Source organism: Bacillus sp. EB01 (genome assembly GCF_000613125.1).
In the GTDB taxonomy this organism is placed as follows: Bacteria; Bacillota; Bacilli; order Bacillales; family Cytobacillaceae; genus Bacillus_D.
This window is the reverse complement of record NZ_HG964497.1, coordinates 660,041-685,825: the sequence shown is the minus strand read 5'-3', so window position 1 is coordinate 685,825 and position 25,785 is coordinate 660,041. Positions and strand designations below refer to the sequence as shown.

General features: G+C 40.8%; 21 protein-coding genes. 12 read left to right on the top strand and 9 right to left on the bottom strand.

Annotated elements, in window-relative coordinates; all coding sequences use genetic code 11:
• The first annotated feature begins 18 nt into the window (after positions 1-18).
• The 3 genes from TY16_RS03030 to TY16_RS03020 all read left to right on the top strand — a co-directional run bounded on the left by TY16_RS03030 (position 19) and on the right by TY16_RS03020 (position 3,899).
• On the top strand, positions 19-1,422 hold the full coding sequence (locus tag TY16_RS03030) for a sucrose-specific PTS transporter subunit IIBC (RefSeq protein ID WP_043930263.1): 1,404 nt from the start codon (positions 19-21) through the stop codon (positions 1,420-1,422).
• 69 nt (positions 1,423-1,491) lie between these two features.
• Positions 1,492-2,931, top strand: coding sequence for a glycoside hydrolase family 32 protein (locus tag TY16_RS03025; RefSeq protein ID WP_043930261.1), 1,440 nt, complete (start codon positions 1,492-1,494; stop codon positions 2,929-2,931).
• 23 nt (positions 2,932-2,954) lie between these two features.
• A complete protein-coding gene (locus TY16_RS03020; protein WP_043930260.1) occupies positions 2,955-3,899 on the top strand; it encodes an aminoimidazole riboside kinase in 945 nt (314 codons plus the stop codon).
• A 230-nt stretch (positions 3,900-4,129) separates the two neighbouring features.
• Here the strand turns inward: TY16_RS03020 and TY16_RS03015 are convergent, their stop codons facing one another.
• From TY16_RS03015 to nagA, 3 genes are all read right to left on the bottom strand, one after another.
• Positions 4,130-4,852 carry a GntR family transcriptional regulator gene (locus TY16_RS03015; RefSeq protein WP_043930259.1) on the bottom strand — a complete coding sequence of 241 codons (723 nt, stop codon included), beginning with the start codon at positions 4,850-4,852 and terminating at the stop codon, positions 4,130-4,132.
• 78 nt (positions 4,853-4,930) lie between these two features.
• Positions 4,931-5,668 (bottom strand): glucosamine-6-phosphate deaminase, encoded by a 738-nt coding sequence (nagB, locus tag TY16_RS03010; RefSeq protein WP_043930258.1) that lies wholly within the window; start codon positions 5,666-5,668, stop codon positions 4,931-4,933.
• The gene (gene nagA, locus TY16_RS03005) at positions 5,646-6,866 is read right to left on the bottom strand and encodes an N-acetylglucosamine-6-phosphate deacetylase (RefSeq protein WP_043930257.1); all 1,221 of its coding nucleotides are present in this window, start codon (positions 6,864-6,866) and stop codon (positions 5,646-5,648) included. Before nagA ends, nagB begins: the two co-directional genes overlap by 23 nt.
• Positions 6,867-7,256: 390 nt before the next feature.
• Between nagA and TY16_RS03000 the strand changes: the two genes are divergently transcribed.
• Positions 7,257-8,195, top strand: coding sequence for an ABC transporter ATP-binding protein (locus TY16_RS03000; protein WP_043930256.1), 939 nt, complete (start codon positions 7,257-7,259; stop codon positions 8,193-8,195).
• Positions 8,196-9,713, top strand: a complete 1,518-nt coding sequence (gene opuFB, locus TY16_RS02995; RefSeq protein WP_043930255.1) for an osmoprotectant update ABC transporter permease/substrate-binding subunit OpuFB — start codon at positions 8,196-8,198, stop codon at positions 9,711-9,713.
• A 110-nt stretch (positions 9,714-9,823) separates the two neighbouring features.
• Here the strand turns inward: opuFB and TY16_RS02990 are convergent, their stop codons facing one another.
• From TY16_RS02990 to TY16_RS26495, 3 genes are all read right to left on the bottom strand, one after another.
• The gene (locus TY16_RS02990) at positions 9,824-10,456 is read right to left on the bottom strand and encodes a flavodoxin family protein (RefSeq protein ID WP_043930253.1); all 633 of its coding nucleotides are present in this window, start codon (positions 10,454-10,456) and stop codon (positions 9,824-9,826) included.
• 217 nt (positions 10,457-10,673) lie between these two features.
• Positions 10,674-10,799, bottom strand: coding sequence for a DUF6254 family protein (locus TY16_RS26785; RefSeq protein WP_231505552.1), 126 nt, complete (start codon positions 10,797-10,799; stop codon positions 10,674-10,676).
• 29 nt (positions 10,800-10,828) lie between these two features.
• Entirely contained in the window at positions 10,829-10,996 is a 168-nt protein-coding gene (locus TY16_RS26495; protein WP_197028350.1) for a hypothetical protein, read from the bottom strand.
• Between the two features lie 225 nt (positions 10,997-11,221).
• On the opposite strand from TY16_RS26495, the gene TY16_RS02985 reads away from it, so the two are divergent.
• The 6 genes from TY16_RS02985 to odhB all read left to right on the top strand — a co-directional run bounded on the left by TY16_RS02985 (position 11,222) and on the right by odhB (position 21,090).
• A complete protein-coding gene (locus TY16_RS02985; protein ID WP_043930252.1) occupies positions 11,222-12,904 on the top strand; it encodes a sigma-54-dependent Fis family transcriptional regulator in 1,683 nt (560 codons plus the stop codon).
• A 235-nt stretch (positions 12,905-13,139) separates the two neighbouring features.
• Positions 13,140-14,111, top strand: a complete 972-nt coding sequence (locus TY16_RS02980; protein WP_043930251.1) for a 2-keto-3-deoxygluconate permease — start codon at positions 13,140-13,142, stop codon at positions 14,109-14,111.
• A 60-nt stretch (positions 14,112-14,171) separates the two neighbouring features.
• Positions 14,172-15,461, top strand: a complete 1,290-nt coding sequence (locus TY16_RS02975; RefSeq protein WP_043930250.1) for a four-carbon acid sugar kinase family protein — start codon at positions 14,172-14,174, stop codon at positions 15,459-15,461.
• 1 nt (position 15,462) lies between these two features.
• Positions 15,463-16,458, top strand: coding sequence for a 4-hydroxythreonine-4-phosphate dehydrogenase PdxA (pdxA, locus tag TY16_RS02970; protein ID WP_043930248.1), 996 nt, complete (start codon positions 15,463-15,465; stop codon positions 16,456-16,458).
• A gap of 477 nt (positions 16,459-16,935) precedes the next feature.
• Positions 16,936-19,785, top strand: coding sequence for a 2-oxoglutarate dehydrogenase E1 component (locus TY16_RS02965; RefSeq protein WP_043930247.1), 2,850 nt, complete (start codon positions 16,936-16,938; stop codon positions 19,783-19,785).
• An 18-nt stretch (positions 19,786-19,803) separates the two neighbouring features.
• The gene (gene odhB / locus TY16_RS02960) at positions 19,804-21,090 is read left to right on the top strand and encodes a 2-oxoglutarate dehydrogenase complex dihydrolipoyllysine-residue succinyltransferase (protein ID WP_043930246.1); all 1,287 of its coding nucleotides are present in this window, start codon (positions 19,804-19,806) and stop codon (positions 21,088-21,090) included.
• An 83-nt stretch (positions 21,091-21,173) separates the two neighbouring features.
• Here odhB and nspC read toward each other — a convergent pair whose 3' ends face one another.
• Positions 21,174-22,301: a carboxynorspermidine decarboxylase gene (gene nspC / locus TY16_RS02955; RefSeq protein ID WP_043930245.1), complete on the bottom strand. Its 1,128-nt coding sequence runs from the start codon at positions 22,299-22,301 to the stop codon at positions 21,174-21,176.
• 1 nt (position 22,302) lies between these two features.
• Complete coding sequence (locus TY16_RS02950; RefSeq protein WP_043930243.1) at positions 22,303-23,502, bottom strand: saccharopine dehydrogenase family protein; 1,200 nt, start codon at positions 23,500-23,502, stop codon at positions 22,303-22,305.
• A 678-nt stretch (positions 23,503-24,180) separates the two neighbouring features.
• On the opposite strand from TY16_RS02950, the gene TY16_RS02945 reads away from it, so the two are divergent.
• Complete coding sequence (locus tag TY16_RS02945; protein ID WP_043930242.1) at positions 24,181-24,852, top strand: YdeI/OmpD-associated family protein; 672 nt, start codon at positions 24,181-24,183, stop codon at positions 24,850-24,852.
• 35 nt (positions 24,853-24,887) lie between these two features.
• On the opposite strand, the gene TY16_RS02940 is transcribed toward TY16_RS02945, so the two are convergent.
• Positions 24,888-25,724, bottom strand: a complete 837-nt coding sequence (locus TY16_RS02940; RefSeq protein WP_043930241.1) for a TetR/AcrR family transcriptional regulator — start codon at positions 25,722-25,724, stop codon at positions 24,888-24,890.
• Positions 25,725-25,785: the final 61 nt, after the last annotated feature.

Sequence of the window (25,785 nt, the reverse complement as noted above, 5' to 3'; positions counted from 1 at the left end):
CAAAAAGGAGTGAGTATAATGGAGGAAAATCGCAAAATAGCAGAAGCTGTGATTGAAGCAGTCGGAGGAAAAGACAACATCCAATCTGTGGCTCATTGTGCTACAAGGCTTCGAATCATGGTGAACGACAAAGAGAAAATCAATCAGGAGCAAGTGGAAGACATCAATAAAGTTAAGGGAGCTTTCTTTAATTCGGGACAGTATCAAATTATTTTTGGGACTGGTACAGTTAACCGGATTTATGAAGAAGTAACTAAATTTGGACTTGATACCAAGTCTGCCTCCGAACAAAAAAATGAAGCAGTTAAGAGCGGTTCTAAGTTTCAAAGAGCGATTCGTACCTTTGGGGATGTATTTGTTCCAATCATCCCAGTCCTTGTAGCAACCGGATTATTCATGGGTCTTCGCGGTCTAATTATGCAGGAACAAATCTTAGCTCTGTTCGGAATGAAGCCGGAAGATATTTCAGAGAACTTTTTATTATTCACCCAGGTATTGACTGATACAGCGTTTGTTTTCCTGCCGGCTCTTGTTGCCTGGTCAACTTTTAGAGTTTTCGGCGGTACACCGATTATTGGATTAATCCTCGGCCTTATGCTTGTTTCACCTTCCCTGCCGAATGCATATGCTGTTGCGGGCGGAACAGCTGACCCGATCCTATTTCTAGGCTTTATTCCGGTCGTCGGGTATCAAGGTTCCGTCATACCTGCATTTATTGCCGGAGTTCTTGGCGCGAAGCTTGAAAGGGCAATCAGGAAACGTGTCCCTGAAGTATTGGATTTGATTGTTACACCTTTCTTAACCCTTCTCGTGATGATTATATTATCTCTATTAATTATTGGTCCTATTTTCCATACTGTTGAAAAAGGAATTTTATCTGTCGCGACTGATGTCCTTTCATGGCCGTTTGGAATTAGCGGTCTATTGCTTGGCGGTTTGAATCAGCTTATTGTCATTACAGGCGTCCACCATGTATTCAATATGCTTGAGATTCAATTGCTATCCGAGTTTAAAAATAACCCGTACAATGCGATCGTAACCTGTTCTGTTGCCGCACAGGGTGGCGCTGCTCTGGCTGTTGGATTAAAAACAAAATCAGCCAAGCTAAAAGCTTTGGCCTTACCGTCATCGTTATCGGCATTTTTAGGGATCACAGAACCAGCTTTATTCGGTGTTAATCTACGCTACGGAAAACCATTTTTGATGGGATTGATTGGCGGAGGAATCGGTGGATTCATGGCATCCATCCTTGGGCTTAAGGGAACTGGTATGGCGGTTACCGTTATTCCTGGAACCCTGCTCTATTTAAATGGACAGGTCTTGCAATATATCCTGGTGAATGTTATTGCAATTGCTGTAGCATTCGTACTGACATGGATGTTCGGGTTTTCAGATAAGATGAAAAAGGAAATTGAACAGTAAACAATGGGAAAAGGCAAGAATTCACTTGCCTTTTCTTTTTAGGAGAAGACACATCAAGGAGGTTCTACTATGTCTGAGAAAGAAATTCTCCTTATTAAAGAAGCTTATAACACAGTAGATAATTATAAGAATAAGGTTAGACAGGATCCGTATCGATTGAATTATCATCTCATGCCGCCTGTTGGGTTACTGAATGATCCAAATGGTTTAATCCAGTTTAAAGGGGTCTATCATGTATTTTATCAATGGAACCCTTTTAATACTTCTCATGGCGCCAAATTCTGGGGACATTATACATCAAGGGATATGGTCACGTGGAGTGAGGAGGCGATTGCCCTGGCCCCAAGTGAATGGTATGAACGAAATGGCTGCTACTCCGGAAGTGCAATTGAGGCAGATGGAAAGCTTTATCTGTTTTATACTGGGAATGTGAAGCTTGAAGACGGGACAAGGGAAACCTATCAATGCCTTGCTGTTTCCACTGATGGAATCAGGTTCGAAAAACACGGTCCGATTCTTCAGCTGCCAAAAGGCTATACAGCACATTTTCGCGATCCAAAGGTTTGGGAGAAGGATGGACGCTGGTATATGATTGTCGGTGCTCAGACACAAGATGAAAAGGGAACGGCTGTTTTATTTACTTCCAACGATCTATACCATTGGGACGAAGTGGGGAGAATCGCCGGTTCAGGAATGAATGGCCTTAAGGAGTTTGGCTATATGTGGGAATGTCCGGACCTTATTCACCTGAATGGAAAGGATGTTCTGCTCGTTTCGCCACAGGGACTAGAGCCTTGCGGGTATTACTATCAAAATGTGTTCCAATCGGGCTATTTTGTTGGAGAACTTAACTACGAAAAAGCGGATTTTCAGCATGGCCCTTTCACTGAACTAGACCGCGGCTTTGACTTCTATGCACCGCAAACCTTTAAGGATGACTCGGGGAGAACAATTCTTTATGCATGGATGGGAATTACGGATGAATCGGAAGCATTCCAGCCAACGGTGGAAAATCATTGGGTTCATGCTTTAACCATACCGAGGGAACTGAGTCTGCGGGATGGCAAGGTGTATCAAAGTCCGGTCGTTGAGTTGAAAAAGCTTCGAAGAAATTCAAAAGTAGTGGAGTTTGGCAAAACGGAGGAAAGCCAAGGTCTGTTTGAAGGAATAAAGGGAAGTTCATCTGAATTATTTTTGGAGTTTTTTAATGACAAAGCCAGTCAATTTAAAATTTCATTCCGCAATGAAGCATCTTTATATTTTGACCCTGATAAACAGGAAATGAGCCTACAAAGGCGAAATGTAAAAACAGATTCGGTAGAAACTAGGATATGCAATATAAACTATGTTACTAAACTTCATGTTTTCATGGATCACTCCTCCCTTGAGATTTTCGTCAATAATGGAGAAGAGGTTTTTACTGCTCGGTATTTTCCAAATCCAAAGGACGAGACTATCATCATTCAAAGTGAAGCGGAATTCAGAATGACCTATTGGGACTTGGACTAAAGTTTTTGAAAGAGGTGGCAAGGTTGGACGGAGTAATATGTTTGGGTGAGGCGCTAATTGATTTTATCCCTCTGGACCCGGATAATTTAACCTATCAAAAAGCCCCGGGTGGCGCACCGGCAAATGTTTCAGTTGGAATTGCCAAGCTTGGGGGAGCCTCGACTTTCCTTGGGAAGGTTGGGAATGATGTTCTTGGTCACTTTTTATTCGAGACGTTAACCGAATACGGCGTCAATACGGAATCGATGTTGTTTACAGAGGAAGCCAGGACGGGTGTTACGTTTGTAACCTTGGAGCCTTCTGGTGAGCGGGACTTCAGTTTTTATATCAACCCAAGCGCGGATAGACTTCTTAAGGAAGAAGAACTGGATCGGAAGCTGTTTGAGAAAAATAAGATCCTTCATTTTGGCTCAATCTCATTAATCAGTGAGCCTGCCAGGTCAGCCACTCTCAAGGCGTTAGAAATGGCCAAAATAAAGGAGATGCTCATTTCGTATGATCCAAACCTCCGTTTAGGTTTATGGGATTCTCCAGAGCATGCAAGGGAGACTATTCTTGCCGCTGTCCCCTATGCAGATATTTTGAAGGTTTCAGAGGAAGAACTCGAGTTTTTAACTGGGGCAGGCAATTTAGAAGAAGGAATTGCCCAAATACCTGATTTACCGCTTATAGTAGTCACTTTAGGTGAAAAGGGAAGTATATATTGTTTTAAAAATCAGATTGGAAGGGTTACTGCACTGGAAAGCAAAGTAGTGGATACAACAGGGGCAGGAGATGCCTTTGTTTCAGGAATTCTTTATTCGATCAATGAATCTGAGAAAAATCTGGCAGACTTCACCGATAAGGAAATCAGGGAAGTCCTCGAGTTTGCAAGTGTTTCCGGAGGATTAGCCACTACTAAAAAAGGAGCAATGACTGGCCTCCCGAATCTGCAAGAAATCAAAAATCGATTAAAGGGATTTAAATAGTAATTAAAAAGGTGTGAACGTTTAATACGTACACACCTTTTTGTTTTTCTTACAGTAAGTATATCTTACTTTGAGAACTGTCTAGCTCCAGCGCCTAGCGCCTAATGTACTTCAGTCCCCTCGTTACGATAAGTCAACATCGATTCGCTTTCGCTCATCGTGTTTCCTTTATCTCCTTCGAGGCCCTCCAGTCCATACGGCGCTGGGCAAGGCGCTTACGCTTTTCTTGTTTAGCGTTTCATTTGAATCATGAATTTATAGCGGTCCGCCCGATACGATGAACGTACATATTCAATAGGAGCCCCGTCCTTTAGAAACGTTTGTTGCTGAATAAGCATAATGGGGGAGCCTATATTTATCTTCAGAAAATTAGCCTCGACCTCATTGGCAATTGACGATTCAATCACTTGTGAGGCATGGTCTATTTCAAGTTTCAATTGTTCCTCAAGGTAGGCATATACAGATTGTTTTACAATTTGTTGTGTTAGGCCTTTGGCAAGGTTTGCTGAGATATAACTTGATTCAAAGGCCATTGGAACATCATCAGCCAACCGGATCCGTTTTATTTCATATACCGGTCCATGTTCCTGAATACTGAGGTTGCTGGCAATTTGGACAGGAGCAGGAATAATTTCAAAAGAGAGTAATTGACTGGCTGGCTTTAGGCCTCTGGCAACCATATCCTCGGTAAAGCTTCTTAATTGATGGAGTGGCTGTTCAATTTTTCGTTCTGAAACAAACGTGCCTTTACCCTGTAAACGATGCAGATATCCATCATGTACAAGCTGTGTCAATGCTTGTCTTACGGTCATCCGGCTAATTTGAAATTTTTCAGCATACTCCCTTTCTGGAGGGAGCAAATCACCGGGTTTCAGCTCTCCCTTATCTATTAGATCCTTTATAATCTCCTGAAGCTGATAATATATAGGGATGGGGGAATTCTTATTAATCATTGGCGTTTTCAACTGCATCCTTTCTAATTGGACTAAAGAAGGTTGCATTTCAATAAAAGGAAACAGGATCTGGGAGACCTAACTGTGAACCTTTAATCCGGCAATTGCAGCCTTATCAGCGATAATGGTAACATGTGGATGATGTTTCAACACGGATGCTGGAAAGCTTTCATCAACATTTCCTGTCAAAAGTCTTTTCAGGGCTTCGCTTTTTTGTTCTCCGGAAACTAGCAGCAGAATCTCCTTGCTCTTCATAATCGTAGCGATTCCCATCGTAATGGCCTTTGTAGGAACTTCCTCGCTGCTGTTAAAAAATCGCGCATTCGCTTTACGCGTTGAAGGTGCTAATTGAACTACATGGGTCTTCGAATTGAATGATGTGCCAGGTTCGTTAAATCCGATATGGCCGTTAGCTCCAATTCCTAAAAGCTGCAAATCAATTCCTTGATGCTCAGCAAGCAGTTTTTCATAGGCCTCGCATTCCTTTTGTGCATCTCCTGCATCGCCACGCGGAATGAATGTGTTTATCTCCTGTATATCTATATGGTTAAATAAGTTGTCATTCATGTAGTAGCGATAGCTATTTGGATTTTGCCCAGATAGCCCAACATACTCATCTAAATTGAAAGTGGTGACCTGCTGGTATGAAGTGCCGTTCTTTTTGTGGTCCGCCGTTATCTTTTGGTAAACACCCAATGGCGTTCCCCCAGTCGCGAGCCCAAGCTTGAATTTTGGCTGGGCAATCACTTTGTCTATTATATAATTGGCAGCGAGTTGACTCATATCCTCATAGTTATTGGCTTGTATTATTCTCATGGTGTTCTCCTCCTTTAACATAGGCCAGCTTTCCACGGCAGATTGTCATATAAATATCCCTGTTCTCATCAAGAATAACAATATCGGCATCTTTTCCCTTAGAAAGACTGCCTTTTCGATCAAAGATATTTAGTTGTTTTGCCGGATTTACTGAGGCCATTTCAATTGCATCTTCAATTTGGCAGCCAGAAAACTCTATAATGTTCTTTACCCCATGATGCAATTTTAAAATGCTTCCAGCAAGGGTTCCGTCCGCAAGGGTTGCTTTTCCATCGCTGACTGTTACATCCTGGCCGCCTAAATCATAATGGCCATTTTTAAGGCACTTTGCCCTCATGGAATCGGTAATTAAAATAATCCCTTTAGGCCCCTTCTGCCTGTAGGCTAATTTGACCATTTCAGGACGAGCATGAATCCCGTCCGCAATCAGTTCTGCCTTTAGTTCTTCTCTCAAAAATGCCGCTCCCACAACACCGGGTTCGCGGTGATGCAATCCTCTCATTTGATTGTACAAATGTGTGACCTGGGTTGCGCCAGCCTCAATAGCCTTTACTACATCATCATAGGTTGCATCGCTATGACCTATTGAAGCAACAATTTCCTTTGATTTTAAATAGTGAACTAGTTCCAGGCCGCCTGGCAGCTCTGGTGCAAGGGTGACTAGTTTGATTGTATGGCCAGAGAGGGTTTCCCATTTATTAAATAACTCAATATTTGGATCAATCATATGCTGGATAGGTTGGGCCCCGGCTTTTGTTTTATTTACGAAAGGTCCTTCAAGATGCATTCCCAATACCTCAGCCTTACCGGGTGATTGATGATGTTTAATGTAGTTTTCCGCGTTGATTAAGGCTCTTTCAATTTGCTGTTCTTCCTGGGTCATTGTGGTAGCAAGAAAGCTTGTAGTCCCTTCGCTAGGGAGGGACTGCGCCATCACATTTAAAGATTCAATGGTAGCGTCCATAACATCCGCTCCATTTGTCCCATGGATATGAACATCAATAAATCCAGGAACTGCCTTAAAGTTAGTTGGGAGGCCGAGAACCTCACCTTCTTCTAGTGGTGTCAGGTTTTCCATAGTTCCCAATTCAACGATTTTTTCATTTTGTATTTTAATGTACCCATTGTGAATCCATTTTTCATCGGAATAAATATCAATTCCCTTGAGCAACAAGGTGTTGGTAGTTTTGTAATCCATATTCTTCACTCCATCCCTTCTTAACACCTACATAGTATCATCTGTGTTATATAGTTGTCTATACCAATTATTGATTCATAAAGGGGTTCTACGTCATAACCAGACTATATCAAGTCTTGATAAAAATGCTTTACTACTTGATTATCTATTTCCCTTTTTCCGGAAGAAAAAGTCTAGTAAAAGGATAAAGATAATTGAGGCAATGGAACTATATTCTTATTTAGAATGAGCACTATAAAGATACCACCTACCACTTCTGATTTATAATTTGAAACAAATGCAAGACCTGTTAAAATGAACAACAATATTGAACGTTAATTCATCCCTTTTATTTGATTGATAGTAGGATAACAGGGGAAAAAGACTGTAGTAGAGTAGAGGGGGGAAATCATGATACGGTTTGAGAATGTGACGAAAACCTATCGAAATGGAATTTATGCAGTTAGAAATGTTGATTTGGAAATAAGAGAAGGAGAATTTTTTGTATTGATTGGTCCTAGTGGTTCAGGGAAAACAACCATGTTGAAGATGATAAACAGGTTAATTCCAATCTCGGAAGGTACGATTAGAATACAGGATAAAAAAATCAGTGAGTACGATATCCATGAACTGCGATGGGATATCGGCTATGTTCTTCAGGATATTTCCTTATTTCCACACATGACAATCGAAGAGAATATCTCAATCGTGCCAGAAATGAAAAAGTGGGAACAGAGGAAAATCAGCCAGCGAATTGATGAATTATTGGACATGGTCGGGCTTGAACCGGATGTATACCGGAAACGAAAGCCGAATGAACTGTCGGGTGGCCAGCAGCAGCGAATCGGTGTGGCAAGAGCCCTTGCCGCCAACCCTCCTATTATTTTGATGGATGAGCCTTTTAGCGCTCTTGACCCAATCAGTAGGGAAATGCTTCAGGATGACCTTTTGAAACTCCAAAAACAAATCAGGAAAACAATTGTGTTTGTCACCCATGATATGAAAGAAGCCTTGAAGCTTGGAGAGAGAATTTGCTTGATGAAGGATGGTGAAGTGGTCCAAACCGGCACACCAGAGGAAATCCTCAAAACACCTGCAAATAAATTTGTCCGTGAATTTGTCGGGATAAACGGAACTGAGCAGGTAAATGTATTAGAAGCGATACAGCCTGTTGACGCTGAAGCCACTATGAATGCACCAGTTGTCCCTAATTCTGCCGGGCTTCCCGAAATCCTTGCATTGCTATCCGACCACGCTCATGTAGTGATAATGGAAAATGGCACGGTTGTCGGGATGATTGACCGGCAGTCAGTCATCCGTCTATTATCCCATCAGATGGAGGTGAACTAAGTGGCCACATTCAGTTCCGTGTTTAGCGACAGAAAAGACCAGCTTATAAGTGCGTTACTGGAGCATATTCAAATTTCGTTCATCGCTTTATTTTTCGCTGTACTTATAGCAATTCCGCTTGGCATTTTACTGACAAGAAAAAAACAGATTGCAGAAGGAGTCATTGGAATCACGGCTGTTTTGCAAACCATACCATCTCTTGCGTTGCTTGGGTTGTTAATTCCGATATTCGGAATTGGTAAGGTACCGGCAATCATAGCCCTTGTCGCATATGCGCTTCTGCCTATCCTGCGAAATACCGTGACTGGAATCATGGAGGTTAATCCTTCCTTAATTGAGGCCGGTAGTGCAATGGGAATGAACAACCGGAGGCTTTTGGCAAAAGTTGAATTGCCATTGGCATTGCCAGTCATCATGGCAGGTATTCGGACTGCGATGGTATTAATTGTCGGTACCGCGACACTTGCAGCACTCATAGGAGCAGGAGGTCTTGGTGATTTGATCTTGCTCGGCATTGACAGGAATAATTCTGCTTTAATTATCCTGGGAGCAGTACCTGCCGCATTGCTTGCAATTTTATTTGACCTATTGCTTCGCTGGTTTGAGAGAGTTTCTTTTAAAAAATCACTGGCTTCAATCGGAATATTTGCAGTCGTCGCGCTATTAATGGTGGCCCTGCCGCTTCTTTCTAATCAGGATGACAAAACTATTGTCATTGCGGGTAAACTGGGGTCTGAACCTGAGATTTTGATTAATATGTATAAACTCCTGATTGAAGAAGAAACAGACCTCAAAGTAGAGCTGAAACCGGGCCTCGGAAAAACTTCCTTTTTATTTAATGCCCTTAAAAGTGGAAGCATTGACCTTTATCCGGAATTTACTGGAACAGCCATTTCAGAATTTCTGAAAGAAACTGCAGTTAGTACAGATGCCAAAGAAGTGTACAGTCAGGCAAAAGGAGGCATGAAGGAACGGTTTGATATGGAGCTGCTGGAGCCGATGGCTTATAACAATACATATGCACTTGCTATCCCTGACCAGCTGGCAGAAGAGCATAAACTGCAAACCATTTCAGATCTCGGCCAAATTTCCTCAACGATAAAAGCTGGTTTCACCCTTGAATTTGCAGATCGCGAGGATGGGTACAAGGGCATCCAAAGATTGTATGGCCTCGAATTCCCAAATGTCGTGACAATGGAACCGAAGCTAAGGTATGGGGCAATCGAAAGTGGCGAAATCAATTTAGTCGACGCCTATTCAACCGACAGTGAACTGCAGCAGTATAACCTCAAAGTGCTTGAGGATGACAAAACGCTTTTCCCTCCCTATCAGGGAGCACCTCTATTAAAAGCTAAAACTCTGGAAGAACATCCCGAGCTAGCCAAAGCTCTCAACAAGCTTGCAGGAAAAATCAGTGACGATGAAATGCGGGCTATGAACTATCAAGTCAATGCCGGGGGAAAAAGCCCTGAAGAAATCGCCAGAGAGTATTTAAAAAAAGAAGGCCTAATTAAATAAAACAACTGTTTGTGCTTGAAGGGTGTCCCATAGAAATGCAAAAAGAAAACTCGCCGTGGCGAGTTTTCTTTCATATCCAAAACAAGTGCTATTTACCCAAATGTCAAAACCTATTCACTTTTGATGACATTACCTTCTGCCGGGATTGGGTGCTCCTTCAGTAGCCGGGCAAAATGAAGCAAATTGTGGGCCATAATCTTTACGTGCTGCATTGTAAACTCGTTTTGGTTTCCATTTGCTTCAATGAATGAAGGCCCGGGCCCTGCTTCTCCTACCCAATACGTATCGACATTCGGAGGTATGGTGAACCCGATATGGGATAGTGCATAAATCAAATAGCTGGAGACGTTCTTCCCGCCATCTTCATTACCAGTGACGACCACACCGCCAACTTTGTTATAGTAAATGTATTGGTCTTTTTCGTTAGTCAGGCTGCTCCCGCCATATAGCCTTTCCACCACCAAGGTAGCAAGGCTGCTTTGTTCACCAAGCCAGATTGGAGATCCAATCACGAGAATATCGGCCTGCTTTACTTTTTCAAATATAATTGGCCACTGGTCCTGGTTATTCACTGCCTCATGTGTAATCCCAAAGCCAATTGAATAATCAGCCATTGTCAGTACTTCCGTAACGGCCCCGTTTTCCTCGAAAATCTTCACAGCCTCATCAATAAGGGCACGGGTATTAGAAGTCACCGTGCTATCCTTAAGACTGCAATTCAACACTAGAGCTTTAATTGCCATGCTCGTTCCCTCCTTACATAAAGACTCATTCCCCAAGAAAACTTTTACAAACGGAAAAAATTAGAGGGTAGTTATGTGTTTGAATGGATTGAAAGAAGGCGGGCAGATTACTGGGGAATGTACAGCGGTGATTACATACCCTGAAAATAAGGAATTGAATCATAACTTCTGCAAATAAAAATGGACTTATCATATAAATGGTAAGTCCATTTTTATACTACTTGGTTTTGCCTTTTCCTGCTTCTTCAGCCAGCTGTTCGAAGGATTTAACCTTCCCATGCGGATTTTGTGATTCCTTTCTCGCTTCCCATTGCCTTTCTTTTTGCGATTTGGATTGAGTCATATGATAGAGCTCCTCGCTATTTAAGTTAATTATGCATCCTGATTGGTATAGGCTCGTTGTTCTTTATCTTTTTCCTTTTTAGCACGGTTTGCATTGGCACTTCCAAATTCTTTACCAAACTCTGTATCTTTCTTGCTTGAATCAAATCCTTGTTTGTTTTTTTGCTGTGGGTCATTCTTCTTTGTACGCTTTGCCATGATTCAGCCTCCTTCTGCAATTTAGTATGGAAAAAGAGGGATGAAATATTCATTCTGAAAACTTTGACGGCCCGATGATTATCGTAAGGGGAACATTTCGAAAAAGAAAAGGCTAAACAAGACATTTTTTATGTTTTAGTTCCTCTTGGGCATCTATGTTAAAATGGGCTTATTAAGAATTGATACTGAAAAAGCTTCAGAGCAAGGTGGAAGGCAGGAATATTCATGAAAATAAAAATACATATCGTTGCTCCCTATGAAGCAATGATATCCGTAATAAAAGAATGTACCTCACTTTTTCCTACATTCCATATAAATTATTCCGTAGGAGATTTAACAGAAGGGGTTAAGCAGGCCATTCAAGCAGAAAAAGATGGTTCCGATATTATTATCAGCAGGGGAGGTACGGCACAATTAATAAAAAAGTCTGTCCGGATCCCTGTAATAGATATGCATCTATCTGGATATGACATGATTCGATCGCTTTCCCTAGTCAATAATTTAGGAAATAAAACTGCAATTGTGGGTTTTTCCAATATCACATCCGGCGCACAGTCCATAATCGATTTATTGGACTACCCATTAAAAGTCTATACCGTATCAAGTTCAGATGAGGTTGTCCCGCTTGTTTTAAAGCTGAAGAGTTCTGGGTTTCAGCAAATTGTAGGCGATGTTATCACTGTCAGGACTTCAAACGAACTGGGCCTTAGAGGCTTTTTAATTCAGTCAGGAAAAGAATCGATTATTAAAGCACTGGAAGATGCCAAGCTTCTTTATGGTTATATGGCTCACCAAAATATACTAAAACAAGCCTTTGAACAGCTTGTTCAAAAGGACAATCTCAATTTTATGATTATAGATAATGAAGATCGGATTATATATGAGCTTTGGACCGATTTTCACTCAAATCCATTGTCCAAAAACCAGCTTCAATTGGCACTCACAGATCTCAAGGTTATAAATGAAATCACAGGTAGCTTTGTAATAAACGCCAATCCTATTGATTTTAGAGGACATGTACTTACAATTCAAAAGCAGCGCTATAAAGCAATAGTTATTGAGAAAAATACCATTTCGAAATTGGAGCATAAGGGCTTAAAAATACACTCAGAAATAGTGAGTGAACCGATTGCAGCTGCCTCTGCGTCTATGGGGACAATCATCAATCATCTCGAAACCCTCTATAAAAATAATGAAATGATCCTTTTGCAGGGGAAAAAAGGAACGGGAAAAGAGTTTCTCACCCATTATATACATAAGAAATGTTCAGACCGGAGAATGCTACTTGCAATTGATTTTGAGCAATTCGACATTGACCATTTGGAGGACTTGCCACTATCCAGTGTCGGGACTATTAAATTTACTCATACTGAATATTTGGATGATGGGCAAAAATTCACCCAATTCTTAAGAGAATGTCAAAAGAAAAATATAAGAGTTTTTGTAATCGCTGAAAATACTTTTACTTTTGCCGAAAATCATATGGCAAAGGTAAATAAAATTATCCTACCTGATTTATCGGAACGCAAAGAAGATATTGAAGACCTTGCACAATACTTTATAGCTTATTATCACCAGCATTATGGTACGAAAGCCGTAAAAATAAGCCGAGAAGCCCTAAATCTTTTAGAGGGGTATACATACCCAAATAATATTGATGACTTAAAAAACCTAATCAAACAAATCGTGTTGAATGAAAAAGATTATGTGATCCTTAGGGAAACGGTTGAAAGAATAGGCTATAATGATAGTTTGCCTGCTGATATTATTTTTCAAAAAGGTACTTTATCCGAAATTGAAAAAGAAATTATCAAATGGGTATTAAAGGCGGAAAATAATAACCAAACAAAAGCAGCAGAGCGCTTGGGAATAAATCGTGCTACTTTATGGCGTAAACTTAAAGATTAACTTTAAGTTTACGCTTTTTTTGTTGGTTAAACGATTTTGTTGATTTTTTAGCAGACACCACCAAATACTCATCAACTATTTTTTCAAGGTAAGGTGGATTAAAAGAAAAAGTGTTGCAAAATTAAACGATTTTAAAGAATGTTACAATTTCGTGAACATAAGTGTTGTAATTATAAACAGTTTATATTAATATAATTCGTGTAAGCGGTTTACAAACAATAAGGGGGAAAGAAAAATGAAAATTAAAGCAACCTTAGATAAAATTCCTGGAGGGATGATGGTAGTGCCGCTATTGCTGGCTGCTACAATAAACACCTTCTTTCCAAATATGCTTCGGATAGGCGGATTTACTGAATCATTGTTTGTAACCGGTGCCAACACATTGATTGCCCTATTCCTTTTCATTGCAGGTGCTCAAATTAGCGTGAAAAACGTAGGTGTGTCACTTGGGAAAGGTGCTACACTATTAGGATTGAAATGGTTGGTTGGTGCACTGGTGGGTTTAATTGCTTTCTGGCTTGCAGACAGCAATGGCTTATTCTTGGGAATGGCTCCGCTTGCAATCATAGCTGCTATGACAAACAGCAACGGCGGGATGTATATGGCCTTGGTTGGCCAATACGGTAAAGAGGATGACAAGGCGGCTTATTCTCTGCTAGCTCTAAATGACGGACCATTCTTAACAATGGTAGCGCTATCGATCTTTGGAACAATGGGATTCGTAGATGGAATGTTCTCCTTGCAATCTTTCTTGGCAGTACTCCTCCCAATTATCATTGGTATGGTTTTAGGCAATTTGGATCCAGAATTAAAGACCTTTTTAACAAAAGGCAGCGATGTACTGATTCCTTTCTTTGCGTTTGCTTTAGGGATGGGCATTGACTTCTCAGCAATTATTAAAGGTGGATTAAGCGGTATCTTGCTTGGGGTTATTACAGTTGTTTTGACTGGCGGTGCTGGCTACTTAGTGTTTAAATGGATTGGCTGGAACCCTCTTGTCGGTATGGCAGAAGGTACTACAGCAGGTAATGCTGTGGCGACTCCGGCAGCAATCGTGGCTGCAAATGCAAGCTTTGCTCCTTTTGCTGAAGTTTCTACAGTTCAAATTGCAGCTAGTGTTGTAACAACTGCAATATTGCTTCCAATCGTTATGGGATTCCTGGCAAAACGGTTGGAAAGCAAAGGTCAATTAGCCAAATATAACTAAAGTAGTTGTGATGTAAAGAAGAGAGACCTCGGTCTCTTTTCTTTTTAGGAGGGGAAGCAAATGAAATTAGCAATTATAGCAGATGATATTACGGGAGCTAATGATAGTGGCGTTCAACTTGCTCAGCAGGGTCTAAAAACATCGGTATTATTTGAAATGGACAAAGATTCTGTCCAAGAATATGAAGCGGTTGTTTTTGATACGGATAGTCGATCCATAGATCGTTCTGAAGCTTACCAAAAGGTAAAAGAAGTAGCCGTATTTTTAAAAGATGCAGGCTTTAATAATATCTTCAAAAAACTGGATTCAACAATGAGAGGGAATGTAGGTGCGGAGATTGATGCGGTTTATGATGTAGTTAAACCTGATTTTATGATGATTGCACCTGGCTATCCAAAAAATAATCGAACCATTCTCGAATCGACGCACTATTTAAATGGTGTACCTCTCGGTGAAACGGAGATTTCGAGAGATCCTAAAACACCAGTTACTCAATCGTATCTTCCTGACCTCCTGGGAGAACAGACCAAACGGCCAGTTGGGACCATTACAGTTGCTGATTTGGAAAAGGGTGCTGCCTTTATCCAGAAGAAACTCGACGGCTATTTGGAAGAACAAATAGCTTATATTTTGGTCGATTCAACATCAGAAAACCATTTGGAATGTATATTGGAATACACTAAGGGTTTGGCCTACAGTTTTTCTTGGGTTGGTTCTGCAGGTATAGCTAATTACCTTCCAGCCTTCTATGAAATGAAGATAAAAGATAATCCCTTATTTGTTCCCGTAAATAATGGACCAATTCTTACGGTAGTTGGAAGTGTGAATAAAAACTCCAGGGCACAGTTAAAGCTTCTACTAGAAAAGAACAATGTATATCCAATAGCATTTGAATCCTTTAAAGCTGTTTCAGATGAAAATGAGCGGGCAAATGAAATGAGAAGGGTTTTTAATGAGGCTTCGGAAAAAGGAAAGCAAGGAATGGATGTTGTTATTTATTCAACAGGAGAAACAGAGGATATTCAAAAAGCTTGGGCTGAAGGCAAAGCGAAGGGGCTTACTCATACAAAAATCAGTAATGAAATCGTAAAAGCAATTGGCTCTGTTTGTTCAGTCCTTTTGGAGCAGAAGTTTTTCCGTGGCGTTTCAATGACAGGGGGAGACACTGTCAAACAAATTTGTGAGCTATGGGATATTAAAGGTTTTGAATTACTTGGTGAATTGGAAATTGGTGTCCCAATCTCCAGGTTCTTAGGTAAAGAGGATTTATTTGTTATCACAAAAGCTGGAGGATTCGGTACTCCGGAAGTATTTATAAATGCTATTAATAAACTTAAGGGGGACCTGTAAAATGAAGCCAGTTATTGGAATTACATTGGGAGATGCAGCCGGAATAGGACCAGAAATTATCGTAAAGGCCCTTCATCATGAGGAAGTTTATCAAAACTGCCGTCCAATCGTGATAGGTGATGCGAAAATCCTTGAACGGGTAAAACCGATTGTGGAAGCAACTGCGGCTATCCATGCAATTAAAGACCCATCAGAGGCGAAGTTTACGTATGGTACGATTGATGTGATAGATATGGATATTCTACCTGAAGATTTGCCATATGGAGCAGTTTCTTCTCAAGCGGGAGATGCAGCATTTAAGTATATTGAAAAAGCAGTGGAATTGGCAAAAGATAAAAAGATCGATTCAATCTGTACTGCACCTTTAAATAAAGAAGCATTGCATAAAGGCGGCCACATGTATCCTGGGCATACTGAAATTTTGGCTGATTTAACAGAAACGGAAGATTTCTCAATGATGCTGACAACCCCTAATTTGAAGGTTATTCATTTAACCACACATATGGGACTGATTGATGCTATAAATAGCATCAATCCGGAAAGAACATATAAAGTTGTCAAACTGGCACACGAAACTCTTTCTAAAGCTGGTTTTGACAACCCGAGAATAGCTGTTTGTGGCATCAATCCTCATGCAGGGGAAAATGGTCTGTTTGGATATGGTGAGGAAGAGGAAAAATTGCAGCCAGGTATTGAAAGAGCTAAGGCTGAAGGAATTAATGTAACGGGTCCTCTGCCTGCAGACACACTTTTCTTCAGAGCAGGAAGAGGGGATTTTGATATGGTAGTGGCTTGTTACCATGACCAAGGCCACGCTCCAATTAAAGTAATGGGGATCGAAAGTGGTGTAAATATTACCGTTGGTTTAAAAGGTGGCATTATTAGAACTTCGGTTGACCATGGTACCGCCTTTGATATTGCTGGGAAGAATATTGCTGATGAGCAAAGTATGCTGGCTGCAATTAATTCAGCAATTGAACTGGCTCCAAGGAGATAAAGGGAGAATTAAATCACTGGGGTGTTTTCATAGTCTGTTAGTTGGCAGTTAATCTTTGCCGATCATTCCTAAACTTGCAGGATAAAGATGTCTACCAGGTTCCTATAAGGAACTACATGTGCAATCCAAAGTGAAGAGCAAAGTATAGAAGTACATCTATCTCATCAATAGATATGACACTGTAAAGTAGTCTTTTAAAAGACTGCTTTACAGTAACGGGGTTCTGTTACCTGTCACAAAATTAAATTATGTAAGGTAAATAGACCATCAAAATTGCAGTTGAATTTGTTGGTCTATTTTTATTGATAAACAGGCATGTATTTTAATATGCTCTAATTTTTATTGCAGTTGTTAGGAACTTATATATTATTTTTAATTTAAGTCACTGGAAATGGGTATATTCTAAGACAAGTAAGTTGCAAATGTTAGTGAACATTGCGAAAATTGTTTTAGTAAGATAATAAGGGGTGTTTTATTATGAGTAATCCAATTAGCCCGTGGAATAACGTCCATGGAGTTAATCTTGGATATTTGTTGGAACAGTATGATTTGTATGTGACTAATTCCGAATTAGTCGATGAAAGCTTAAGAGGATTATTTGCGGAATGGGGAGCACCGGGAGTTGAATCTTCACAAATGAATGGGCAACATCAGCAGTATTCCAAGCAGGATGTTTCCCCACAATTCATTTACAAGAAAATGAAAAAGCTTACAAAGGTAATAGAGCTGGCAGAAAATATTCGGACAAACGGCCATCTGGAGGCGGCTATTTATCCATTGGAATCACAGCCTCCATCTAATTCACTTGCCTTGTCTCACTATGGTTTAACTGAAGCCGATGTGGGAGAGATACCTGCAGATATCATTTGTCAGGAGAAGAAGGACCAATTTTCAGATGGACTAGCTGCGATTCACTTTCTTAAACAAGTATATACGGGCAATAGTGGATTTGAATTTCAGCATGTTGAGCCAGAAGAGAGACAATGGCTGCAACAGAAAATCGAAAATGAGTTTAGTAAACCTGCAGTTCCGGCACCAAGGAAAGCAGAGCTATTAAAGAAGCTTTACCAAGTGGAAGGATTCGAACAATTTATTCAAAAAACCTATGTTGGACAAAAACGTTTTTCTGTTGAAGGGTTGGAAGCGCTTGTTCCTGCCATTGATGAAGTTGTTCATTTATCTGCAGAAGCTGGAATAGATAATGTCATGATCTCTATGGCGCATAGAGGAAGGCTGAATGTACTTGCCCATGTATTGGAAAAACCGTATGAAGCGATTTTTTCACAATTTCAACGTTCATCATGGGTAAATGATAACCCTGATCATTCGGAAGTAAGCGGCACCACTGGAGATGTAAAGTACCATATGGGTGCTGTAAAGAATAGACGCTTCCAGAATAAACAGATTAAAGTCACGTTAGCGAATAACCCTAGTCATTTGGAATTTGCCGGTTCAGTTGTGGAAGGGTATACAAGGGCCGCTCAAGACGATCGTTCTGAAAAAGGATATCCAAAACAGGATACTTCGAAAGCGCTTGCTATATCAGTCCATGGGGATGCCGCATTCCCAGGACAAGGGGTTGTCGCAGAAACGCTGAATTATTCAAGAACGAAGGGCTATCAAACAGGCGGAACCATTCACATTATTGCAAACAACCGCATCGGCTTTACAACTGAAAGCGAAGATTCAAAATCAACGAGATATTCCAGTGATTTGGCGAAAGGATTTAATATTCCTGTCATACATGTCAATGCGGATGCGCCTGAGGTATGTCTGGCAGTTATGAGGATAGCGTTTGAGTACCGCCAAACATTCAATAAGGATATTTTAGTAGATTTAATTGGGTACAGAAGGATGGGCCACAATGAAATGGACGAACCAATGGCCACTAATCCTGTAACATATAATGTGATTCGCAGCCATCCAACGATTACTTCTTTATACAAGCAGAAACTACTAGTTGAAAAGTCTATGTCTGAAGAGGAAATCAAGCGGATTGAAATAGAGGTAACAGCAGGGTTTAAACAGGCATATGAACAAATCAATAAGAAACCTTTAGAGGTTCGGTCCATTTCTGAATTACAAGCAGAGGATATCCATGAAATTCCGAAAATAGATACTACGGTTAATCAATCAACATTAACACAAATAAATTCAGAGCTTCTTGAGTGGCCGGAAGGATTCAATGTGTTCGGCAAACTGCAAAAAATATTGAAACGGAGACAAGATGTTTTTGAGAATCATGGAAAAATTGATTGGGGCCATGCGGAAGTATTAGCTTTTGCATCCATCTTAAAGGATGGTACACCAATTCGATTAACGGGACAGGATTCTGAGAGAGGCACGTTCTCCCATCGGAATATTGTTTTATCAGACGAAAAGACGGGAGAGAAATATAGCCCATTGCATAGAATCAGTTCAGCAAATGCATCCTTTGCTGCTCATAACAGTACGCTTTCCGAGGCTGCGGTACTTGGATTTGAATACGGATACAATGTGATTTCCCCAGAAACGCTCGTATTGTGGGAAGCTCAATTTGGAGATTTTGCAAATGGTGCACAAGTTATTCTTGATCAATTTATTTCTTCCGGCCGTTCCAAGTGGGGTCAAAGGTCAGGAATTGTGATGCTGCTTCCGCACGGTTATGAAGGCCAGGGACCTGAGCATTCCAGTGCCAGGTTGGAACGTTTTCTGCAAATGGCTGCTGAAAATAACTGGACTGTTGCGAATGTATCGTCTTCAGCACAATACTTCCATCTTTTAAGAAGACAAGCAGCAATCTTGAACACAGATGCAGTAAGGCCTTTAGTTTTAATGACTCCAAAAAGCTTACTGCGGAATCCTTCGGCAGGGTCATATTTAGAGGAATTTACAAATGGTCAGTTCCATCCGTGTATTGAGCAGCCAGGACTTGGAACCGAACGGGATCAAGTAGAACGAATTGTCTTCTGTACAGGCCGCCTGGCAGTAGAGCTAGGTGACAATGTAAAGGATACGGAATCCTTTAATTGGCTGGATATTATTAGAATAGAAGAATTGTATCCTTTCCCAGCGGAACAAATTAAAAAGATAATCCATCAATACAAAAACGTAAAGGAAATTGTATGGACCCAGGAAGAACCGCAAAATATGGGCGCTTGGAGTTATATTGCTCCCTGCCTGCAACAGTTGCTGCCAGATTCTATTAAAGTTTCCTTTATTGGAAGGCCAAGCATGTCCAGTCCTTCCGAGGGAGACCCGGCCATTCATAAAAATGAGCAGGCAAGAATTATCAATGCGACATTAACAAAAACCGAAAATCTGAAAAAGAACCCTATACATGCTTAAGGAAGGAAGTGCAAGGAAATGGCGAAAATCGTCATCCCACAATTAGCCGAATCAATAACAGAAGGTACTATTGCACAATGGATTAAACAACCTGGTGATGTTGTTTCAACAGGAGATTATATTTTGGAACTGGAAACAGATAAAGTGAATGTGGAAATTACTTCCGAGTTCAGCGGGGTATTAAAAGAAATTTTGAAAGATGAAGGCGATAACGTAATGGTTGGAGAAACAGTTGCGGTTATTGAGGAAACTAGTAGTGGTTCTGCAAAACAGGCAACTGAATTGCCAGTTGCAGAAGACACAACTGCTGTAAATGAAGAGACAGCCACAGAAGAAACACTGGCAGCAAATGAAGCGCCAACTGATGAAGGAAAACCTGCTTCAACTAACGAAGTCATTGCTTCTCCAGCAGCAAGAAAGTTAGCGAGAGAACGGGGAATTGATCTGCAGAATGTTGTTCCTCAAGACCCGTTAGGAAGGGTGCGTAAACAGGACGTTGCAAACTATGAACCTGAGAGCCGTCCAGCTGCTAACACGTCCCAGGCCGCAGGGCAGCAACCAGGACAGCAAGTTGCACAGCAAGCACCAGTTGACCAATTCAGCAAACCAGTAGAAAGAAGGAAAATGTCGCGCCGCCGTGCCACAATTGCAAAGAACCTTGTCCAGGTCCAGCAAACGGCAGCGATCTTAACGACATTTAATGAAGTCGATATGACTGCTGTCATGAATTTAAGGAAGAAGCGGAAAGATGAATTTTTTGAAGAACATGATGTAAAGCTAGGGTTTATGTCGTTTTTTACGAAGGCAGTCGTCAGTGCGCTTAAACGCTATCCATTACTGAACGCAGAAATTCAGGAAAATGAACTGGTCATTAAGAAATTCTATGACATTGGAGTTGCTGTTTCTACAGACGAGGGCCTAGTTGTTCCTGTTGTGAGAGACGCCGATCGATTAAATTTTGCGGAGATAGAAAAGGAGATTAGTAATCTAGCCTTAAAGGCGAAGGAGTCAAAACTCACTTTATCTGACCTGCAGGGCGGCACATTCACAATTACAAACGGAGGAACATTTGGCTCTTTATTCTCAACACCTATTTTAAATGCTCCTCAGGTCGGAATCCTGGGTATGCACTCCATTCAAAAACGCCCAGTTGCTGTTGATGATGAAACAATCGAAATTCGGCCTATGATGTACATTGCTCTTTCCTATGATCATCGTATTGTCGATGGAAAGGAAGCAGTTGGATTCCTGGTTAGAATCAAGCAATTGCTTGAGGATCCAGAAAAATTACTTTTTGAATCATAAAATTTAGCTTTTGGATGGATAGTGAAAAGAAAATAAAAAAAGCCCGGATTTTAATCCGGGTTTTTATTTATATAAATATCGGCTTATGCAAGCCTCATTGCAAAGTCTTGGTAGCCAAACTTCTGGACGACTCTGCAATCTCCATTTTTATCCTGGATAGCAATCGCCGGCAGTGGCATTCCGTTAAAGGTTGTATTTTTAACCATCGTATAAATAGCCATGTCGCCAAACACCAAACGGTCTCCAATCTGCAAAGGCTTGTCAAAGGAATAGTCGCCAATGACATCACCAGTCAGGCAGGTTTGCCCGCCAAGGCGGTACAAGTGCGGCTTTTCACCAACTTCACCTGAATCAAGAAGAGGAGGGCGGTATGGCATTTCAAGTACATCGGGCATATGGCAGGATGCTGACGTATCAAGAATAGCAATATCCATGCCGTTCTTTATTGTATCAAGTACAGTCGTTACCAGATAGCCAGCATTAAGAGCAATTGCTTCACCTGGCTCAAGGTAAACCTCCAGGCCGTATTTCTCCTGCATCCTCTTAATACATTTTTCCAGGCGCGGGATATCATAATCCTCCCTGGTAATATGGTGGCCACCGCCAAAGTTGATCCATTCCATTTGAGAGAGCCATGGGCCAAACTTCTCTTCAACAGCATTTAACGTAATTTCCAGCGCATCCGAGTTTTGCTGGCAGAGTGTATGGAAATGCAGGCCAGAAACACCTTCAAGCAAGTCAGGACGGAAATGTTCAATTGTTACCCCGAACCTTGAACCTGGTGAGCAAGGGTCATAAATGGCGTGCCCTTCCTGAGTAGAACATTCAGGATTGATTCTCAAGCCAACCTTCCTGCCGGCTGCAAGAACCTTATCCTTAAATTTCTCCAACTGAGTGTTGGAATTGAAGATGATATGGTCACAAATCTCAATAATTTCATCCATTTCGTCTTCGCGGTAAGCAGCAGAAAAGACATGGTTTTCTTTACCCATTTTTTCATAGCCAAGGCGAGCCTCAAAGGGTCCGCTTGCTGTCGTGCCACTTAAATATTCTCCTATCAATGGATACAAAGAAGTCATTGAAAAAGCTTTTTGTGCCAGAACAATCTTGCATCCTGTACGCTTCATGACACCATTCAGGATTTTTAGGTTTTTTTCCAAAAGGCCTTCATCCACTACATAACAAGGGGTTGGCAATTCTTCAAATTTCATCTTAGTCCACGAGCTCTGGGTCAAAGCTTTCCTTCCATGGTAGTCCCCATTTGTTCAATTCATCCATGAATGGGTCTGGATCGAACTCTTCGATATTAAAGACACCCTTGTAATCCCATTTTCCAGTCATGAGCATCATTGCACCAATCATTGCTGGTACGCCTGTTGTATACGAAACAGCCTGGGAACCAACTTCCCTAAAGCATTCTTCATGGTCACAAACATTGTAAACATAGTAAACTTTATCTTCTCCGTCTTTTTTGCCACGGAAGATACAGCCAATGTTGGTTTTACCCTTTGTACGCGGCCCAAGGGACGCTGGATCCGGCAATACTGCCTTTAGGAATTGGAGAGGAATGATTTGCTTTCCTTCAAATTCAATTGGCTCAATCGAAGTCATGCCGACATTCTCAAGGGCCTTCAGGTGAGTCAGGTAGCTTTGGCCAAATGTCATGAAGAAGCGGATACGCTTAAGGCCCGGGACGTTTTTAGCAAGAGATTCAAGCTCTTCATGATAGAGAAGGTACATATCTTTCTCGCCAACTTCAGGGAAGTCGTAAACTCGCTTGATTTCCATTGGCTTAGTTTCAATCCATTCGCCGTTTTCCCAATAACGTCCGTTTGCGGATACTTCACGGATATTGATTTCAGGATTGAAGTTTGTTGCGAATGGGTAACCATGGTCACCTGCATTGCAGTCAAGGATATCGATATATTCAATAGTATCGAAATGATGCTTTAGTGCGTAAGCAGAGAACACGCCAGTTACCCCAGGGTCGAAGCCGCTGCCAAGAAGGGCAGTAATTCCAGCCTCACGGAACTTCTCATGGTAGTCCCATTGCCATTTATATTCAAATTTTGCCGTATCTTCTGGCTCGTAGTTTGCTGTGTCCATATAATTTGTCTTGGTTGCCAGGCAGGCATCCATAATAGTCAGGTCCTGATATGGCAAAGCAAGGTTCATGACGACATCAGGCTTTACTTCATTAATCAAGGCAATTAGTTCATCAACATTGTTGGCATCAACCTGGGCAGTTGTAATTTTTGTCCCCTTGCCATCAAGCTTAGCTTTCAGTTCATCACATTTTGATTTCGTACGGCTTGCTATGCAGATTTCTTCAAATACATCACTATTTTGAACACATTTATGAATTGCTACTGAGGCAACGCCACCGGCGCCAATAATAAGTGCTTTTCCCATTCTTATTCTCCTAACTAAATGAATTTTGTAACTTGCCGAAACAACAAAAAAAGCAAATGTAATACGCATAAGGCGCACAACACTTGCTTTGATATAATCGTCATATTAAATAAGCATGAGTATTTACATGGCAAAAGGCCACATCGATACTGCCCCTAAGCAATGATGTCCTAGGGAGGAAGCTCTTTAATATTCAACATATCATTTTAGGATCAGAGTCTATATAGCAAATAATTACTTTTACCACTCTTATTGACCGTTTCACAAGTTGTGTGCATATGCACTGGTTGTAAAGTAACCAACTTATAAAATTTGAGCTTTTAACTCAATCAATAAGGCAACAAATAGTTGCCAATCGGCATTTGACCCGGCTGTCCGTATGGCCTTAACTTCTTCGAAGAGAGAGAAGTGGTCAAAAATTATCTGCTGGAAAGACTCTAGATTGTTGAATAGCAGCTTTCCAAATTACGCTTCTTTATACTATCAGTATCTTTTTAAAAAAACAATAAAAAATTTTATTTTTTCTAATTAAAAACTGGACTTTTTTACTATTTTTTCAATTTATGGTTTAACCTTAATAAAAGGAAAAGAAAGTATTTCTTTTACTGATTAAATTAAAATAATAATATTGTATTAGTAAGATGAAAAAAAGTGTATGGGTGGGATGGGGCAATAAGTATGGCTAAAACAATTGTTGAAAAGCTAAATCTACATAAGTTTAAGAAAGCAGCCGTTTTGGGAACTCCAGAAGGCACAGAATATCTCTCAGGGCTAGAGGACTATGATACTGAGCTTTTAGAAGATCAATATGATTTGATCTTTGCATTTGTACTTGATTTTCAATCATTAAAAGGTCTGGTCGATAAGGTCATTGAGAAAAACTACTTGAACAAGAATGGCTATCTTTATCTGGCTTATCCAAAGAAGGGAAATAAGGTATACAAATCCCACATTCATCGGGATGACCTTTTACCAGGAATGGGTGCGGATGAAGAAGGTTACATTGGCGGGAGTGCAGTCAAGTTTGCGCGGATGGTTGGCTTGGATGATGTGTTTACTGTTGTGGGGCTGAAGGAGGATGCCAAAGGCAAAACCTCTACCTATGAAAAGCCAAGCCAATGTGTGGCCGACTATATTGAAATGATTCCGATGATAGAAAAGGATTTACAGGACAGTCCTGACTTGCTCTCCTTTTACCATACACTTACCCCGGGCTATCAAAAGGATTGGGCCCGCTATGTATATAGTGCAAAGCAGGATGCGACGAAAGCGAAACGCCGCGAGGAAATGAAGGTAATACTTGCGGGAGGCTACAAGAGCAGGGATCTTTACAAGTTAGGGAAGAAGTAGGAAGTGTAAGCGCCGGCCATGGGAGCCGGCGCTTTTTATAATTCATAATAATTCCTAAGCATATAGGATATCCATTTACAGTGGGGGTGGTTACGGATATTCTCAATCAAGCCTTTGACAATCGTTTTACTATACACGGGTTCTTCAAGATCGCGAACAAGCAAAGACAGCGAATCTTTTTCTATTGGTTCCTCAATTTCGGATATTTTCTCGTTAATCAGTTCAATTAGCTGCTCTCTGGATAGTGGCTCATTCCCCGGGTTTAGAAGAGTCTGATATAAATCCTTTGTTATAAAAGGCAAGGTTGTATTTCTTGCGATTAAGTTGGTTTTTTCCACAAGGGATCGGCAAAGGAGCTCTATATCAGGTGAAGGTATATTAAATAAGATGAATAACTGTGAATAAGTGTTCAGCAACCCTTTTATTGTAAAGACAAGATCGTAAGTAATATCCTCTGCAGCCTCTCCATACAATCGCACTATCATTATTTGAATACTTTTCTCCATCATATTGTCATAATGGCGCATTTTTAAAAAGAGCTCTTGGTTTAGGGACTGCATTTGTTCTTTAATAAGGATTTTGGCAAAGTCAGAGCGTTTATAGAATGTCTTGAAAGTTGAATAATAAAAGTCGTATAGAAGATTTTCTATAGAACCTTCCCTATTGACTATGTAGTCAATGTCCGACACGAACTGCATCATAAAATGATCGATTAATGCAGCGATAAGCTCGTCCTTCGATTTAAATGAAAGATAAAAGGCGCCCTTTGAAATACCGCAGCGATCCGTGATTTGTTGGACAGAGGTCGCTTCAAATCCCTGCTCAGCGAAAAGTTCCAGCGCTTTTTCCATAATCAGTTGTTTTTTAATCATTTTTTAATATCTCCCCTATTGCCATCTCATTGACAAATGACCGACCAGTCATTAGTATAAA

Coding starts and splice junctions, on each gene's coding strand:
- TY16_RS03030 (WP_043930263.1), top strand. CDS start 19: ATGGAGGAAAATCGCAAAATAGCAGAAGCTGTGATTGAAGCAGTCGGA.
- TY16_RS03025 (WP_043930261.1), top strand. CDS start 1,492: ATGTCTGAGAAAGAAATTCTCCTTATTAAAGAAGCTTATAACACAGTA.
- TY16_RS03015 (WP_043930259.1), bottom strand. CDS start 4,852: ATGATTAATAAGAATTCCCCCATCCCTATATATTATCAGCTTCAGGAG.
- nagB (WP_043930258.1), bottom strand. CDS start 5,668: ATGAGAATAATACAAGCCAATAACTATGAGGATATGAGTCAACTCGCT.
- nagA (WP_043930257.1), bottom strand. CDS start 6,866: ATGGATTACAAAACTACCAACACCTTGTTGCTCAAGGGAATTGATATT.
- TY16_RS03000 (WP_043930256.1), top strand. CDS start 7,257: ATGATACGGTTTGAGAATGTGACGAAAACCTATCGAAATGGAATTTAT.
- TY16_RS02990 (WP_043930253.1), bottom strand. CDS start 10,456: ATGGCAATTAAAGCTCTAGTGTTGAATTGCAGTCTTAAGGATAGCACG.
- TY16_RS26785 (WP_231505552.1), bottom strand. CDS start 10,799: ATGACTCAATCCAAATCGCAAAAAGAAAGGCAATGGGAAGCGAGAAAG.
- TY16_RS26495 (WP_197028350.1), bottom strand. CDS start 10,996: ATGGCAAAGCGTACAAAGAAGAATGACCCACAGCAAAAAAACAAACAA.
- TY16_RS02985 (WP_043930252.1), top strand. CDS start 11,222: ATGAAAATAAAAATACATATCGTTGCTCCCTATGAAGCAATGATATCC.
- TY16_RS02980 (WP_043930251.1), top strand. CDS start 13,140: ATGAAAATTAAAGCAACCTTAGATAAAATTCCTGGAGGGATGATGGTA.
- TY16_RS02975 (WP_043930250.1), top strand. CDS start 14,172: ATGAAATTAGCAATTATAGCAGATGATATTACGGGAGCTAATGATAGT.
- pdxA (WP_043930248.1), top strand. CDS start 15,463: ATGAAGCCAGTTATTGGAATTACATTGGGAGATGCAGCCGGAATAGGA.
- TY16_RS02965 (WP_043930247.1), top strand. CDS start 16,936: ATGAGTAATCCAATTAGCCCGTGGAATAACGTCCATGGAGTTAATCTT.
- odhB (WP_043930246.1), top strand. CDS start 19,804: ATGGCGAAAATCGTCATCCCACAATTAGCCGAATCAATAACAGAAGGT.
- nspC (WP_043930245.1), bottom strand. CDS start 22,301: ATGAAATTTGAAGAATTGCCAACCCCTTGTTATGTAGTGGATGAAGGC.
- TY16_RS02950 (WP_043930243.1), bottom strand. CDS start 23,502: ATGGGAAAAGCACTTATTATTGGCGCCGGTGGCGTTGCCTCAGTAGCA.
- TY16_RS02945 (WP_043930242.1), top strand. CDS start 24,181: ATGGCTAAAACAATTGTTGAAAAGCTAAATCTACATAAGTTTAAGAAA.
- TY16_RS02940 (WP_043930241.1), bottom strand. CDS start 25,724: ATGATTAAAAAACAACTGATTATGGAAAAAGCGCTGGAACTTTTCGCT.